This is a genomic window from Pelomonas cellulosilytica (genome assembly GCF_021353265.1).
GTDB lineage: Bacteria > Pseudomonadota > Gammaproteobacteria > Burkholderiales > Burkholderiaceae_C > Pelomonas > Pelomonas cellulosilytica.
In genome coordinates this window covers 481,494-496,589 of record NZ_JAJTWU010000004.1, presented here as the reverse complement: position 1 = coordinate 496,589, position 15,096 = coordinate 481,494, and the positions used below count along the sequence as shown (strand labels likewise).

The 15,096-nt window shown below is 68.6% G+C and carries 17 protein-coding genes; 11 read left to right on the top strand and 6 right to left on the bottom strand.

Annotated elements, in window-relative coordinates:
* Nucleotides 1-58: 58 nt before the first annotated feature.
* The 4 genes from mnmH to LXT13_RS13130 all read right to left on the bottom strand — a co-directional run bounded on the left by mnmH (nucleotide 59) and on the right by LXT13_RS13130 (nucleotide 5,443).
* A complete protein-coding gene (gene mnmH / locus LXT13_RS13145; protein WP_233372373.1) occupies nucleotides 59-1,123 on the bottom strand; it encodes a tRNA 2-selenouridine(34) synthase MnmH in 1,065 nt (354 codons plus the stop codon).
* Nucleotides 1,124-1,132: 9 nt separating this feature from the next.
* Entirely contained in the window at nucleotides 1,133-3,721 is a 2,589-nt protein-coding gene (locus LXT13_RS13140; protein ID WP_233372372.1) for a [protein-PII] uridylyltransferase, read from the bottom strand.
* Between the two features lies 1 nt (nucleotide 3,722).
* A complete protein-coding gene (map, locus tag LXT13_RS13135) occupies nucleotides 3,723-4,544 on the bottom strand; it encodes a type I methionyl aminopeptidase (protein ID WP_233372371.1) in 822 nt (273 codons plus the stop codon).
* 74 nt (nucleotides 4,545-4,618) lie between these two features.
* Nucleotides 4,619-5,443 (bottom strand): undecaprenyl-diphosphate phosphatase, encoded by an 825-nt coding sequence (locus LXT13_RS13130; protein WP_233372370.1) that lies wholly within the window; start codon nucleotides 5,441-5,443, stop codon nucleotides 4,619-4,621.
* 137 nt (nucleotides 5,444-5,580) lie between these two features.
* Here LXT13_RS13130 and LXT13_RS13125 point away from each other — a divergent pair, with 137 nt between their 5' ends.
* From LXT13_RS13125 to LXT13_RS13115, 3 genes are all read left to right on the top strand, one after another.
* The gene (locus LXT13_RS13125; protein WP_233372369.1) at nucleotides 5,581-6,222 is read left to right on the top strand and encodes a TetR/AcrR family transcriptional regulator; all 642 of its coding nucleotides are present in this window, start codon (nucleotides 5,581-5,583) and stop codon (nucleotides 6,220-6,222) included.
* 42 nt (nucleotides 6,223-6,264) lie between these two features.
* Nucleotides 6,265-6,918, top strand: a complete 654-nt coding sequence (locus tag LXT13_RS13120) for a protein-L-isoaspartate O-methyltransferase family protein (RefSeq protein ID WP_233372368.1) — start codon at nucleotides 6,265-6,267, stop codon at nucleotides 6,916-6,918.
* A 136-nt stretch (nucleotides 6,919-7,054) separates the two neighbouring features.
* Nucleotides 7,055-8,404 (top strand): TolC family outer membrane protein, encoded by a 1,350-nt coding sequence (locus LXT13_RS13115; RefSeq protein WP_233372367.1) that lies wholly within the window; start codon nucleotides 7,055-7,057, stop codon nucleotides 8,402-8,404.
* Between the two features lie 41 nt (nucleotides 8,405-8,445).
* Here LXT13_RS13115 and LXT13_RS13110 read toward each other — a convergent pair whose 3' ends face one another.
* Nucleotides 8,446-9,324, bottom strand: coding sequence for an MBL fold metallo-hydrolase (locus LXT13_RS13110; protein WP_233372366.1), 879 nt, complete (start codon nucleotides 9,322-9,324; stop codon nucleotides 8,446-8,448).
* 78 nt (nucleotides 9,325-9,402) lie between these two features.
* On the opposite strand from LXT13_RS13110, the gene LXT13_RS13105 reads away from it, so the two are divergent.
* Genes LXT13_RS13105 through LXT13_RS13080 form a run of 6 tightly spaced genes read left to right on the top strand, consistent with a single transcriptional unit; the run spans nucleotide 9,403 to nucleotide 12,871 of the window.
* A complete protein-coding gene (locus LXT13_RS13105; protein WP_233372365.1) occupies nucleotides 9,403-9,717 on the top strand; it encodes an ArsR/SmtB family transcription factor in 315 nt (104 codons plus the stop codon).
* A 4-nt stretch (nucleotides 9,718-9,721) separates the two neighbouring features.
* The gene (locus LXT13_RS13100; RefSeq protein ID WP_233372364.1) at nucleotides 9,722-10,156 is read left to right on the top strand and encodes a YeeE/YedE family protein; all 435 of its coding nucleotides are present in this window, start codon (nucleotides 9,722-9,724) and stop codon (nucleotides 10,154-10,156) included.
* 10 nt (nucleotides 10,157-10,166) lie between these two features.
* Nucleotides 10,167-10,583, top strand: coding sequence for a DUF6691 family protein (locus LXT13_RS13095; RefSeq protein ID WP_233372363.1), 417 nt, complete (start codon nucleotides 10,167-10,169; stop codon nucleotides 10,581-10,583).
* Nucleotides 10,584-10,586: 3 nt separating this feature from the next.
* The gene (locus LXT13_RS13090) at nucleotides 10,587-11,216 is read left to right on the top strand and encodes a DUF599 family protein (RefSeq protein WP_233372362.1); all 630 of its coding nucleotides are present in this window, start codon (nucleotides 10,587-10,589) and stop codon (nucleotides 11,214-11,216) included.
* 36 nt (nucleotides 11,217-11,252) lie between these two features.
* Nucleotides 11,253-12,032 (top strand): peroxide stress protein YaaA, encoded by a 780-nt coding sequence (gene yaaA / locus LXT13_RS13085; protein ID WP_233372361.1) that lies wholly within the window; start codon nucleotides 11,253-11,255, stop codon nucleotides 12,030-12,032.
* Nucleotides 12,029-12,871, top strand: coding sequence for a 2OG-Fe(II) oxygenase (locus tag LXT13_RS13080; protein ID WP_233372360.1), 843 nt, complete (start codon nucleotides 12,029-12,031; stop codon nucleotides 12,869-12,871). The genes yaaA and LXT13_RS13080 overlap by 4 nt, the downstream gene beginning before the upstream one ends.
* A gap of 163 nt (nucleotides 12,872-13,034) precedes the next feature.
* On the opposite strand, the gene LXT13_RS13075 is transcribed toward LXT13_RS13080, so the two are convergent.
* Nucleotides 13,035-13,589: a LuxR C-terminal-related transcriptional regulator gene (locus LXT13_RS13075; RefSeq protein ID WP_233372359.1), complete on the bottom strand. Its 555-nt coding sequence runs from the start codon at nucleotides 13,587-13,589 to the stop codon at nucleotides 13,035-13,037.
* A gap of 81 nt (nucleotides 13,590-13,670) precedes the next feature.
* Between LXT13_RS13075 and LXT13_RS13070 the strand changes: the two genes are divergently transcribed.
* Nucleotides 13,671-14,378, top strand: a complete 708-nt coding sequence (locus tag LXT13_RS13070) for a CoA transferase subunit A (RefSeq protein WP_233372358.1) — start codon at nucleotides 13,671-13,673, stop codon at nucleotides 14,376-14,378.
* A gap of 3 nt (nucleotides 14,379-14,381) precedes the next feature.
* Complete coding sequence (locus tag LXT13_RS13065) at nucleotides 14,382-15,020, top strand: 3-oxoacid CoA-transferase subunit B (RefSeq protein ID WP_233372357.1); 639 nt, start codon at nucleotides 14,382-14,384, stop codon at nucleotides 15,018-15,020.
* Nucleotides 15,021-15,096 lie beyond the last annotated feature (76 nt).

The following is a 15,096-nucleotide window of genomic DNA, read 5'->3' as shown; positions in this document are numbered from 1 at the left end:
TGACGGCGCTCAACTCGCGAGGCTCGAGCGACGCTCGCCAGGCGCGCTGACTAGGATGTCAGCTAGCGGACCTGCCGGCGTCCAGCAGCGTGCGAGCAGCGGTGCGCAGCGTGGCGGCGTCGGCCTCGGCCACCGGCAGCATCAGTGCCTGGGCCAGGTTCGGAAAGTGGCGGCGCAACGACCGCTCGTAGCCCGGGTCGTAGTGCTCGCGCATCAGCTCGCCGAAGACGCCGGCCCAGTCGCCGGCTCTCGCCAGCGCCTGCCAGGCCTCCACGCGGGCGCGGCCGCGCAGTTCGACGAGGCCATCCAGCGCGCTGCAGAAGCCCTCGGGGTCGGCGTCGAAGTGGCCGTAGTCCTCCAGCAGCAGGCGAACGCGGGCCTCGTCAGGCATGGTGATCCAGATGCAGCGGCTGCCGCGCAGGGCCACCAGCAGCGGCTCGGGCAGCGCGATGCGGCCGATCTTGCGGCTCTCGCTCTCGACGAAGACAGGCCGCGTCGCGTCCAGCCCGCGCAGCGCGGCCCACAGCGCGCTGTCGAAGCGCTTCTGCGTGGGCTGCGGCGCGCCGGGCAGGGCGCCTAGCACGGAGCCGCGGTGCGAAGCCAGCGCTTCCAGGTCCAGCACCTGGGCGCCTTCGGCGGCGAGCGCCTGCAGCAGCCGGGTCTTGCCGCTGCCGGTGCGGCCGCACAGCACCTGCCAGGGCAGCCGAGCGGGCAGTGAGTCCAGGTCCTCCCGCACGCGGGCCCGGTAAGCCTTGTAGCCACCGACCAGCTGCCGCGAACGAAAGCCGATCTGCCCCAGGAACCAGTGCATGGCCCCCGAGCGCTGGCCGCCGCGCCAGCAGTACACGAGCGGCCGCCAGGTCTTGGGCAGGCCGGCGGCGCTGGTCTCGATGTGGCGGGCGATGTTGCGCGCCACGAGCGCGGCGCCGAGCTTGCGCGCGTCGAACGGCGACGTCGCGTAGAGCAGGCCCACGTCGTGACGCTCCTGGTTGCTCAGCACGGGCCAGTTGACGGCGCCGGGCATGTGGTCCTCGGCGAACTCGGCCGGTGAACGCACGTCGATGATCGCGTCGAAGCGGCCCAGCGCCGCGGCCGCTTCGTCGATGGTCGTCGTGTAGCTCACGGCAGCCTTTTATGCCGGCAGCGAGACCGCGTCGAGCAGTTCGCTCTCGATCTGCAGCTGTGCCTTGTTCTGCTGCAGTGCGGGGCCGTCGACGAGGAAGGTGTCTTCCACGCGCTCGCCCAGCGTAGAAATCTTGGCCAGTTGCAGGTTGATGCCGTGGCGGGCGAGCACGCGGGCGATGGCGTACAGCAGGCCGGCGCGGTCGCTGGTCGAGATGGTCAGGAGCCACGCGGTGGCGCGCTCGTCGGGGCGCAGCGAGATGCGCGGCGTGTAGGGGAAGCTCTTGACGCGGCGCGACAGTCGGCCGCGGCGCGGCTCGGGCAGCGCGCCGCCGGTCTGCAGCGCGGCGGCGAGCTTCTGCTCCACCAGCGGCACGAGGTCGCGGTGGTGGACGTCGGCCTCGGGGCGGATGACCTGGAAGGTGTCGAGCGCGTAGCCCTTGCGCGTGGTGTGGACCTTGGCGTCGAGGATGCTGAAGCCGGCGCTGTCGAAGTAGCCGCAGATGCGCGCGAAGAGGTCGGTCTGGTCGGGTGAATACACCAGCACCTGCAGGCCTTCGCCGATGGGCGACGGCCGCGCGCGCACGACAGGCACCTGCGTCTCGACATGGCGCCACAGCGAGCGCGCGTGCCAGGCCAGCTCGGCGCCGTCATGCCGCGCGAAGTAGCTGACGGCCAGCGTGGCCCACAGCGGCTCCTCCGTACCGGGCAGCTGCGAGTGCAGCGCGAGGTCCTGCCGGGCTTCCTGCTTGCGGGCCTCGATCTCGGCATCCACGTTGAGCCGGGCGCCGCCCAGGGCCCGCAACGTGATGCGGTAGAGGTCCTCCAGCAGCTTGCCCTTCCAGGCGTTCCAGACTTTGGGGCTGGTGCCGCGGATGTCGGCCACCGTCAGCAGGTAGAGCGCCGTGAGGCGTCGCACGTCGCCCACTTTCGCGGCGAAGGCGGCGATGACTTCCGGGTCCGACAGGTCCTCCTTCTGCGCGACGCGCGACATCGTCAGGTGGTGCTCGACGAGGAAGACGCAGGTGGTGGTGTCGTCGGCGCTCATGCCGTGCTGGCGGCAGAAGCGGCGCACCTCGTCGGCCCCCAGCTCGGAGTGGTCACCGCCGCGGCCCTTGGCCACGTCGTGGAAGAGGGCGGCGATGTAGAGCAGCTCGGGCGTGTCGAACTGCGCGGCCAGCTGCGAGCAGAACGGGTACTCGTGCACGTGCTCGGGGATGAAGAAGCGGCGCACGTTGCGCAGCACCATCAGGATGTGCTGGTCCACCGTGTAGACGTGGAACAGGTCGTGCTGCATCTGGCCGACGATGGCGCGGAACACCCACAGGTAGCGGCCCAGCACGGAGGTCTGGTTCATCAGCCGGAAGGCATGCGTGTGGCCCTCGGGCGCACGCAGCATGGCCATGAAGGTGGCACGGTTGACGGGGTCGCGCCGCCAGTTGGCGTCCATCAGGCCGCGGGCGTTGTAGAGGGCGCGCAGCGTGCTGGCCGACAGTCCCTTGATGCCGGGTGTCGTCTGGTAGACGTAGAAGGTGCGCAGGATGGCGTGCGGGTCCTGCAGGTAGAGGTCGTCGGTCGCGACCTCCAGCATGCGACCGCGATCCTTGAACTCGATCTGCCCCTCGATGGGCCGAAGCTGGCTGTGCTCGGAGCCGTTGATCTGCTCCTCCAGGTTCAGCAGCAGGATCTGGTGCAGCTGCGTGACGGCCTTGGCTGCCCAGTAGTAGCGCCGCATCAGCACCTCGGACACGCGCTGCGAGCCGGTTGCCTGGAAGCCGAAGCTCTGCGCCACGGCGGTCTGCAGGTCGAACACCAGCCGGTCCTCGCGACGGCCGGCCACGGCATGCAGCCGCGCGCGGATCAGCGTCAGCTGGCCTTCGTTGCGCTGCAGCTGGCGGCTCTCGAACGGCGTGATGAGCCCGCGCTGCGCCAGCGTCTTCCAGGTCTTGCCGAAGCCGGACGCGCGGGCGATCCAGATCAGCATCTGCAGGTCGCGCAGGCCGCCCGGGCTTTCCTTGCAGTTGGGCTCCAGCGCGTAGGGCGTGTCGTCGAACTTGGTGTGGCGCTGCACGGCCTCCAGCGTCTTGGCGCGGAAGAAGGCGCGCGCGTCCATCGCCTCCATGAAGCGGCGCGACATCTGGCGGAACAGCTTCACGTCGCCGGCCAGCGGCCGCGCTTCGAGCAGTGCTGTCTGGATGGTCACGTCGCCGGCGGATTCGCTCAGGCACTCGCCCAGCGTGCGCACCGACGAGCCGATCTCCAGTCCCAGGTCCCAGCACGACGTGATGAAACCCTCGATGGCCGTCTTGGCCGGGCCGGGCCGGTAGGCCTCCACGCCGTCGGGCAGCAGCACCAGCACGTCAACATCGGAATGCGGAAACAGCTCGCCGCGCCCATACCCGCCGACGGCCGCCAGGCAGGACCCGTCGGGCATGCCGGCCTGGCCCCAGAGCATGCGCAGCGTGTCGTCGACGTGACGGGCGAGCCGGCGCAGCAGGCGCTGGGCGCTGGCCACCGTGGGGCGTTCGGCAAGAAAGCCGTCGATGAGCGCTTGCTTGCCAGACTTGAACTGCTGGCGGAGGTCGGCGAGCGTCGCCACGTCAGGCAGCGGCGGTGGCGGCCTGGGTGATGAAGGCCGGCGGCGGCGGGCTGCCGGCGGACAGCGTCATGACCTCATAGCCCGTCTCGGTGACGAGCAGGGTGTGCTCCCACTGAGCCGAGAGCGACCGGTCCTTCGTGGCGATGGTCCAGCCATCGCCCATCTCGCGGATCTCGCGACGGCCGGCGTTGATCATCGGCTCGATCGTGAACATCATGCCCGGCACCAGCTCGTCCAGCGTGCCGGGGCGGCCGTAGTGCAGCACCTGAGGCTCCTCGTGGAAGACGCGGCCGATGCCGTGGCCGCAGAACTCGCGCACGATGGAGAACCCGGCGTTCTCGGCGAAGGTCTGGATGGCGTGGCCGATATCGCCCAGCCGCGCACCGGGCCTGACCTTGGCGATGCCCTTCCACATGGCCTCATACGTGAACGAGCACAGCCGTCTGGCGGCGATGGAGCCGTCGCCTACGACGAACATGCGGCTCGTGTCGCCATGCCAGCCGTCCTTGATGACGGTGACGTCGATGTTGACGATGTCGCCGTTCTTCAACGCCTTGTCGTTCGGGATGCCGTGGCAGACCACCTGGTTGACCGACGTGCAGATCGACTTGGGGTAGGGCGTGTAGCCCGGCGGGCAGTAGTTCAGCGGGGCAGGGATGGCCTGCTGGACGTGGACGATGAAGTCGTGAGCGAGCTTGTCCAGCTCGTTGGTAGTGACGCCGGGCTTGACGTGTGGCGTGAGCATGTCGAGGACTTCGGACGCCAGGCGTCCGGCGATGCGCATGCCGTCGATGTCGGCGCCGGTCTTGATCGTGATGGGCATCGGCAAATTATCCCCGGTGTCCGGGCCGGGCGCCGGGCCGCCCCCAAGCCGGCCTCTCGGCGAGAGGGGCCAGATCAGTCTGCCCAGATGACCGTGCCGGTGAGCCAGGTGGCGAGCACGATGATGCCGAAGGCGATGCGGTACCAGGCGAACGGCACGAAGGTGTGGGTCGCGACGTAGCGCAGCAGCCAGCGCACGCAGGCCCAGGCGGCCAGGAAGCTGACGATGAAGCCGACCGCGAACATCGGCACATCGGCCACTGACAGCGCGTTGCGCTCTTTCCAGAGGCTGTACGCGCCGGCGGAGATCAGCGTCGGGATGGCCAGGAAGAACGAGAAGTCCGTCGCCGCCTTGCGCGACAGGCCCAGCAGCATGCCGCCGATGATGGTGGCGCCGGAGCGGCTGGTGCCGGGGATCATGCCCAGGCACTGCACGAGGCCGACCTTCAGCGCGTCCAGCGCCGTCATGTCGTCCACGGTCTGCACGCGAGCCGTGGGTTTCGCCCATTTCTCGACCCACAGGATGATCAGCGCGCCAACGATGAAGGCGCCCGCCACGACCGGTGCGTTGAACAGGTGGGCCTTGATGGCCTTGTAGACGGTCAGCCCGACAAGGCCGGCCGGGATGAAGCCGATGACGACGTTGGCGACGAAACGGCGCTGCTTGGCGCTCGTCGCGATGCCGCCCAGCGCCTCGCGCAGGCGCGCCCAGTAGACGATCAGCACGGCGAGGATGGCACCGCTCTGGATGGCGATATCGAAAACCTTGGACTTCGCGTCCGTCATGCCGAGCAGGCTGCCGGTCAGGATCAGGTGGCCCGTCGACGAGACCGGCAGGAACTCGGTCAGGCCCTCGACGATGCCCATGATGGCGGCTTTGATCAGCAGGATGGGATCCACGTACAACTCCGGAAAAGGCGACGAATGAAAAAGGCGGCGCAGTGTAGCCAGCCCTTGTTGCACGACCCGTGCCCGGAACTTGCCGCGGGCTGGCCGCATGGCTACATTACTGACCCTTCGGTCACTAACTGCCCGTCTTGACCACCGCCGCCCCCCGTCAACGCCGCAAGGATGCCCGTCCGCAGGAACTGCTGGATGCCGCGCTGGCGCTGTTCGTCGAGAAGGGCTTCGCGGCCACGCGCAGCGAGGAAGTTGCAGCGCGCGCCGGCGTCGCCAAGGGCACGCTCTACCGCTACTACCCGAGCAAGGATGAGCTCTTCAAAGCGATGGTGCGGGAAAACCTGTCCGTGCACATCGTCGAGTCCGCGGCCCAGGCGGCGCAGTACGAAGGCGCCATCTCGGAGCTGATGCGCCAGATGATGCGCGACTGGTGGGCCAAGGTGGGGCGCGGCAATGCCGGCGTCGTCTGCAAGCTCGTGATGATCGAGGCCCGCCATTTCCCGGAGCTCGCGAGGTTCTACGTCGACGAGGTCATCCAGCCGTCCAAGACCTTGCTGGGCGGGATGATCGAGCGGGGCATCCGGCGCGGTGAATTCCGCGCCGTGCCCATCGAGGCCACCGTGCACCTGTTGATCTCGCCGATGCTCTACATGATGCTGCACGAGCACTCGTTCGGCACGCACGACGTCTGCCCCGGCGACATGAGTCCTGAGGAGTTGCTGGAGGCGCAGATGTCCCTGCTGCTGCATGGCCTGCTCGCCACCCCGCCGGGCACCTAGAATTTTGGTTTTTGTCTGCCGTATCGCGCCCCGGAGAACCCGATGAATCTCGAACAAGCCCGCTTCAACATGATCGAGCAGCAGATCCGCCCCTGGGACGTGCTCGACCCCAGCGTGCTGGAGCTGCTGCGCATCGTGCACCGTGAGGACTTCGTGCCCGAGGCGCACAAGTCCCAGGCCTTCGTCGACATCGAGCTGCCGCTGACCGCCACGCGGCGCATGCTGGCACCCAAGGTCGAAGCCCGGCTGCTGCAGGAGCTGAAGGTGCAGCGCCACGAGAAGGTGCTGGAGATCGGTGCCGCCACGGGTCACCTGGCCGCGCTGCTGGGCCACAAGGCGCAGCGCGTCATCGCGCTGGAGGCCGATGCGGCGCTTGCCGCCCAGGCCACGGCCAACCTGAAGCGCGTGGGCGTGCTGAACGTCAGCGTGCTGAACCAGGACGGCGCGGGCGGGCTGCCGGCCGAGGAGCCGTTCGACGCCATCCTGCTGTCCGGCTCGGTGGCCGAGGTGCCGCAGGTGCTGCTGAACCAGCTGAAGGTGGGTGGGCGTCTGGCGGCCGTCGTCGGCGGCGAGCCGGTCATGCGCGCGGTGCTCGTCACGCGCACCGGTGCGAGCGACTTCCGCTCGGTGGAGCTGTTCGACACCGTGGCCGACCGGCTGCCGGGCTTCGCGGAAGCGCCGGCCTTCAGCTTCTGACGGCGTGCAGCCCGTCGCCGCATAGCGCCACTCGACGCCCGCCGGACGCAAGTCGTCACATGGCTTCAGTCACCGGCTGCTTTTGCATCTATAACCCCGGCCGCTGCTTCACCCATCGTCCCAGCCAAGGAATCCCATGCCCCTCGTCAACGCCCCACGCCTGATCCTGCAACCGCTGGCCCTTGCCGCCGGCCTCTTGCTCGCGGGCGCGGCGCAGGCGCAGAGCCTGCAGGAGCTGTACGACGCCGCGCGGGGCTATGACGCGACCTACCTCGCGACCAGGGCCAGCGCCGACGCTGCTGCCGCGCGCGCCGCGCAGGCCGAGGCACTGACGCGGCCGTCGCTGGGGCTGGCCGCCACGGGCACCCAGGCCCGCACCGACCCGCCCGGCAGCGGCAACGCGCTCAACGCGCGCACGCTGACGGCTGGTTTGCAGGGCAAGTACTCGGTCTACAACGCCGCCAACCTGCCGACCATCGACAAGGCCCGCCGTGCCTACGAGGCCACGCAGGCCGACCTGGAGTCCGCCGAGCAGGACCTGATCGTCCGTCTGGCGACCGCCTATTTCGACGTGCTGGCCGCCAAGGATGCGCTGTCGACGACGCAGGCCAACAAGACCGCCATCGCCGAGCAACTGGCCTCGGCCAAGCGCAATTTCGAGGTCGGCACCGCCACCATCACCGACACGCGTGAAGCCCAGGCCAAGTACGACCTGGCGGTCGCGCAGGAACTGGCCGCCGACAACGACCTGCGCGTCAAGCGCGTCACGCTGGATCAGTTCGTCGGCCGAGTCGGCGTGGAGCCCAAGCCGCTGGCCCAGCCGGTGGCGCTGCCCGCGCTGCCCAGCGACAACGTCGACACCTGGGTCGCCACAGGTGATGAGCAGCATCCGGCCATTCGCAAGGCGCGACTGGGCCTGGAGGTGGCGCAGCTGGACACGCAGATCGCCCGCGCCGCGGACAGGCCGACGCTGGATGCCAACGCGCAGATCGGTGGGCAGAACCTGCACAACAACCTCAACGGCGCGGCCGCCACGGCGTCCGGCGTCGGCACGACCAAGACGGCCAGCATCGGCCTGACGCTGAGCTACCCGCTTTATACCGGCGGCCTGACGCAGAACCGCATCAAGGAAACGTTGGTGCTGGAGGAAAAGGCCCGCAACGATCTCGACTACGCCCGCCGCAGCGTCGCCGAGGCCACGCGCCGCGCCTTCTTCGGCGTGCAGTCGCTGAAGGCCCAGGTGAGCGCCTACGAGGCGGCGGAATCGTCCACCAAGCTCGCGCTGGAAGCGACGCAGCTCGGCTACAAGGTCGGCGTGCGCGTCAACCTGGATGTGCTGAACGCGCAGACGCAGCTCTACACCACGCAGCGCGACCTGGCCAAGGCCCGGTACGACGTCGTGGTGAACAGTCTCAAGCTGCGCCAGGCCTCGGGCCAGCTGCGCTCGGAAGACCTTAGCGCCGTCAACACGCTGCTGGCCAGGTAAGCGCCTGCCGCCTGCCAGCGCCCCCCAGAGGCGGGGTTTTTTCATGCGCTGCCGCCCAGCACGTTAAGCGGGATCTTCAGGTAGCTGACGCCATCGCCCTCGGCCGGCGGCAGCTGGCCGGCGCGGATGTTGATCTGGATGGACGGCAGGATCAACGCCGGCACGTCCAGCGTGGCGTCGCGGGCCTTGCGCATGCTCACGAACTCGGCCTCGGTGATGCCGTCGCGCACGTGGATGTTGCTGGCGCGCTGCTCGGCCACGGTGGTCTCCCAGGCGGGTGCGCGGCCGGCCGGCGGGTAGTCATGGCAGACGAACATGCGCGTCTGTGGCGGCAGTGCCAGGATGCGGCGCATGGAGGCGTACAGCGTGTGTGCGTCGCCACCGGGGAAGTCCGCGCGCGCCGTTCCGATGTCGGGCATGAAGAGCGTGTCGCCGACGAACACCGTGCCGTCGGTGACGTAGGCCATGTCGGCCGGCGTGTGGCCCGGCACCAGCAGCGCGCGGGCCTCGATGTCGCCGATGTGGAACACCTCTTCGTCCTTGAAGAGGTGGTCGAACTGCGCGCCGTCGGGCAGGAAGTTTCGCTCCAGGTTGTAGAGCTTCTTGAACGTTGCCTGGACCTCGCGGATGCGCTCGCCGATGGCGATGCGGCCACCGACGTGCTCCTGCAGGTAGCGGGCGCTGGACAGGTGGTCGGCGTGGGCATGCGTCTCCAGGATCCACTGCACCGTGAGGCCGTGCTCGCGGACGTAGGCGAGCAGCCGGTCGGCCTGGACGGTGCTGGTGCGGCCGGACTTGAAATCGAAGTCCAGCACAGGGTCAACGATGGCGGCGCAACGGCTCGCGCTGTCGGCGATGACGTAGGAGACCGTGAAGGTCTTGTCGTCGAAGAAGGCCTGGACGGTGGTGCTGGTGGCCATGGTGGATCCTCGTTGGTTCAATCTATTGACTGACATTTTATTGATTGATAAAGTGAAGTCAACTTATTGCAACCCGTCATGTCCAACGCCGTCATCCATCCCGACATGCTGCGCCAGGCCGCTGGCCAGGCGGTCGGCGCCTTGAAGGTGCTGGCCAACGAAGACCGTCTGCTGCTGCTGTGCCAGCTGTCGCAGGGCGAGATGTCCGTCGGCGACCTCGAAGAGGCGCTGGGCATCCGCCAGCCCACGCTGTCGCAACAGCTGGCGGTGTTGCGCGCGGAGGGCGTCGTCGACACGCGCCGCGACGGCAAGCGCATCTTCTACAGCGTCGCCGATGCCCGCCTGCTGCAGGTGCTGGCTGTGCTCTACGACCTCTACTGCCCGAAGGAGTGAACCGATGAACATCGACTGGAACGCCTTCACGCCGCTGGCGTCGCTGGCGGGCGGCCTGCTCATCGGCGTCGCGGCGGCGCTGTTCGTGCTTCTGAACGGCCGCATCGCCGGCATCAGCGGCGTGCTGGGCGGATTGTTCCGGCCGGTCGGCGGCGACATTGGATGGCGCCTGGCCTTCCTGCTGGGCCTGATCGCCGCGCCGCTGGCCTACGGGCTGTTCACGGTTGTGCCGTTGCCGCGCATCGACGCGGGCTGGGGCGCGCTGGTTCTTGCCGGGCTGCTGGTGGGCGTGGGCACGCGCTACGGCGCCGGCTGCACCAGTGGCCACGGCGTCTGCGGCCTGTCCCGCCTGTCGCCGCGTTCGCTGGTGGCCACGCTGGCCTTCATGGGGGCCGGCTTCGTCACCGTGTTCGTGCTTCGGCACCTGCTGGGCTTCTGAGGGAATCGCCATGCCTGTGCTCACCGCTTTGCTCGCCGGCCTCGTGTTCGGCCTCGGCCTCATCCTCTCGGGCATGGCCAGCCCGGCCAAGGTGATGGGCTTTCTCGACCTGGCCGGGGCCTGGGACCCGTCGCTCGCGTTGGTCATGGTGGGGGCCATCGCCATCGGGCTGGTCGCATTCGCGCTCGCCCGGCGGCGCAAGGCCACGCTGCTCGGCGCGACGCTGCAGCTGCCGACGGCGACCGCCATCGACCGCCGGCTGGTGGTCGGCAGCCTGCTGTTCGGTGTCGGCTGGGGGCTGGCTGGCTTCTGCCCGGGGCCCGCGCTGGTGGCGCTGGGCATGGGAGAGCTGAAGGCCGTGGTCTTCGTCGCGGCCATGCTCGCCGGCATGGGCGTGTTTGAGCTGCTCGAACGCCGCCGGGGCTGAGCCATGCAGGCGGACTGGGTCTGGGTCGGGCTGACGCTGGCGGTGCTCGCGCTTTACGAGGCCGTGCTCGTGTTGCCGCAGAGCCTGGCCCTGGCCCGGCATGCCGGCCTGCGCGAGGAGTGGTTCCGCGTTGTCTCCGTGCAGAAGGGCTCGGAGGTGCTGGCAGTACAGACGCTGCGCAACTCGCTGATGTCCGCCACGATGCTGGCCTCCACGGCCGCGCTGGCCTTGATGGGCACGGTCTCGCTGGCGGCGCCATCGCTGCACGAGGGGTTCGATGCCGCTGGTGGCCCGGCGACGCTCGGGCCGCGGCTGGTTCTGGAACTGGTGCTGCTGGCGCTGCTGTTCGCGTCGCTGGTGTCGAGCATGATGGCCGTGCGCTTCTACAACCACGCCGGCTTCATCGGCGGCATGCCGGTCGATTCGGAGGCGAGGGCGCGATGGACGGGCGCGGGCGTGCGCTATGTGCGCCGCGCCGGCGTGCTGTACGGCGTGGGCCTGCGCCAGCTGGTGCTGGTCGTGCCCGTCGTTGCCACGCTGCTGCTGCCGGCTTCCGGTCCCGTGGCTGCGGTGGTGGTGGCCGCGGTGTTGTACTCGCTGGACCGCTTCAACGACGTCGGCGCCCGCAGCTGACGGCGAGGCGGCAAACAGGCGCCAAAATCCGCGCCCATGCTGTTCTTGCTGTCCCCCGCCAAGTCGCTCGATTACGACACCCCTACGCCACCCGGGCTGGCCGACTCGCTGACCCGCCCGCAGTTCCTCGACGACACCGCCGCGCTGATCGACATCCTGCGCACCAAGACCGTCGACGATGTGCGCGCGTTGATGGATCTCTCGGAGCCGCTGGCCCAGCTCAACGTCGAGCGCTACCAGGCCTGGCGGCCTCGCTTCACCGACAGGAACAGCAAGCCGGCCGTGCTGGCCTTCAATGGCGACGTCTACGACGGGCTGGACGCGAAGACGCTTTCCGAGGATGACATCGCCTGGGCGCAGCAACATGTGCGCATGCTGTCGGGGCTGTACGGCATCTTGCGCCCGCTGGACCGCATGCAGCCTTACCGGCTGGAAATGGGCACGCGGCTGGCGACGCCGGCGGGTGCCAGCCTGTACGACTGGTGGGGCGACCGCCTCGCGGAGCACCTGAACCGGGCGGCCAAGGCACAGAAGGTGCCGGTCATCGTGAACCTGGCGTCGCAGGAATACTTCCGCGCTGCCGACCGCGCCGTGCTGAAGCCGCGCGTTATCGAATGCCAGTTCGAGGACTGGAAGAACGGCGACTACAAGATCATCAGCTTCTTCGCCAAGCGCGCCCGTGGGCTGATGGCGCGCTTCGCCATCCAGCAGCGGCTGGAAACGCCTGAAGGACTCCAGGCCTTCAACCTGGACGGCTATCGTCTCGCTACCGAGGTGTCGACGCCCGAGCGCCTCGTCTTCCGTCGCAAGTCATGAGTCAACAAGTCATCACCCCCGAGCTGTGCGAGTGGATCGCCGAGCAGACCCGCGCCGGCCACCCGTCCGAGAGCATCCTGGCGGCCATGCTGGGCAGCGGCTGGGACGAGTCCATCGCGCGACAGGCGCTGGCCCGTACGCTGGGGCAGGCCACCACACCCAACGATCAGCACGGCACGACGCCCGGCATGCCGGAGCCGGACCTTAGCCGCTTCGCCCCGGTGGTGGATGCCGGTGACCGCCAGGTCAAGGTCGTCATGGCGCTGCGCCAGCCGCGCGTCGTCGTCTTTGCGGACCTGCTGTCCGAGGACGAGTGCGACGGCATCGTGGCATTGGCCACCAAGCGGCTGGCGCGCTCCGAGACGGTCGCCACCGGCACTGATGGCAGCGAGGTCAATGCCGCGCGCACCAGCGACGGCATGTTCTTCGAGCGCTGCGAGACGGACCTGATCCGTCGCGTCGAGTCGCGCATCGCCACCCTGCTGCGCTGGCCGCTGGACCACGGCGAAGGCCTGCAGGTGCTGCGCTACCGCCCGGGCGCGGAATACCAGCCGCACTACGACTATTTCGACCCCGGCCACGTCAGCACGCCCAACATCCTCAAGCGGGGCGGCCAGCGCGTGGGCACGCTGGTCATCTACCTGAACACGCCGGGCGCCGGCGGCTCCACGATCTTCCCGGACATCGGCCTGGACGTCGCTCCCGTCAAGGGCAACGCGGTGTTCTTCAGCTACGACCGGCCGCACCCGTCCACGCAGACGCTGCATGGTGGCTCGCCCGTCGTCGACGGCGAGAAGTGGGTGGCGACGAAGTGGCTTCGGCAAGGCGTGTTCAACTGATTCGCATGTCCAGTGGCGCCGTGCTGAACGCGGGCGCCTCGGGTCGGCCCCCCCCGCGGAGGGCAGCGATGCAAGCGGCGTCGAACCGCCGGCAAACCGTCATGGCCGCGTCATGGCGGACCGGCTTGCAAGCGGCCCGGCGCCGTGCCTGCTGCCTCTCGGATTACGCCGACAGCAGTTTGTGGATCAGCTCCGGCGTGCTGGCCGCGGCGTACTTCTTCATGAGCCGGCCGCGGTAGATGTCCACCGTGCGCGGGCTCACGCCCAGGCGCCGGCCGATGAGCTTGCTGGTCTGCCCCTCCACCAACAGCGCGGCGATCTCGCGCTCGCGCGGCGTCAGGTCGGCGGTGATCTGGCGCCGCGCCGACAAGTCCTCGAAGCTCCAGATGCCGCGGGCATGCGGGTCGGCGGGGTCGAGTGCTCGACCGGTGACGTGGCACCAGAACAACTCGCCACCACCCAGACGGCGCATGACGCGGTCGTCGGCGTAGTGGCCCTGGGCGTCCAGGCTCGCGACGATGCGGGCGCCGGTGCGCTCGAACTCGGCCGCGCTGGGGTACATGACGGCGAAGCTTTGGCCGATCAACTGTTCGCGCGTCGCGCCGAAGATTCGCAGCACGCGTTCGTTGCAGTCGACGATCTGGCGCTGAGCGGACAGCACCAGGCCGACGGGTGCCAGCTGGAAGGCGCTGCGGTAATCCAGGGTGGCGGGTTCCACTTAGGCGAAATCGCGTAATCGACGTTGGAAGGCGCGGGATAGTACCCTTGCCGGCTTGTCAAAACCGCCGGAGGCGAAGGCATGAACAAGGTGTACCCGAGCGCCGACGAGGCGTTGCGCGGCGTGGTGCGGGACGGGCAGTTGCTCGCCGTCGGTGGCTTCGGCCTGTGCGGCATTCCTGAGGCGCTGATCGCCGCGCTGCGTGACAGCGCGGTCAAGGGCCTGACCGTCATCTCCAACAACGCGGGCGTCGACGGCTTCGGCCTCGGCCAGTTGCTGGAGACGCGCCAAATCAAGAAGATGATTTCCAGCTATGTCGGCGAGAACAAGGAATTCGAGCGCCAGTACCTGGCCGGCGAGCTGGAGCTGGAGTTCACGCCGCAAGGCACGCTGGCCGAGAAGCTGCGTGCCGGTGGCGCCGGCATCCCGGCCTTCTTCACGAAGACCGGCGTCGGCACCGTTGTGGCCGAGGGCAAGGAACTGCGCGAGTTCGACGGTGAGACCTACGTCATGGAGCGGGCGCTGATGCCCGAGGTGTCGCTGGTCAAGGCCTTCAAGGCCGACAAGAGCGGCAACCTCGTGTTCCGCCGCACGGCCCGCAACTTCAACCCGGCAGCGGCCATGGCCGGCAAGCTGACCATCGTGGAGGTGGAGCAACTCGTCGAGACCGGCAGCATCGACCCGGATGACGTTCATCTGCCGGGCATTTACGTGCACCGCATCGTCGTCAACGCCAATCCGGAAAAGCGGATTGAAAAAGTGACCCTTTCTCCGAAGAAGGAGGCCTGAGCCATGGCCTGGACGCAAGACCAGATGGCCGCCCGCGCGGCCCAGGAGCTGGAAGACGGCTTCTACGTGAACCTCGGCATCGGCATCCCGACGCTGGTGGCCAACCATGTGCCTGCGGACAAGGAAGTCTGGCTGCAGAGCGAGAACGGCATGCTGGGCATCGGCCCGTTCCCGACCGAGGACCAGGTCGACGCCGACCTCATCAATGCCGGCAAGCAGACCGTCACGACGCTGCCGGGCTCCAGCATCTTCGGCAGCCACGACAGCTTCGCGATGATCCGTGGCGGCAAGATCAACCTCAGCATCCTGGGCGCCATGCAGGTCAGCTGCAAGGGCGACCTGGCCAACTGGATGATCCCCGGCAAGATGGTCAAGGGCATGGGCGGGGCGATGGATCTCGTCGCCGGCGTCAAGCGCGTCATCGTGCTGATGGAGCACGTGGCCCGCAAGAAGGACGGCACCGAAGACTTCAAGATCATCCCCAGCTGCACGCTGCCGCTGACGGGTGTCGGCGTCGTCGATCGCATCATCACGGACCTGGGCGTGTTCGATGTGACGCCGCACGGTATCAGCGTCGTCGAACTCGCCGAGGGCGTGACGCGCGAGTTCGCGCAGAGCAAGACGGGCGTGCCGCTGCTCTGAAACGTCTCGTCGCGTTACGCGACGTAAGCAGCGCAACGTTTGTCACGGCGCCGCGCTGAGCGGCGTGCCAAGGCCT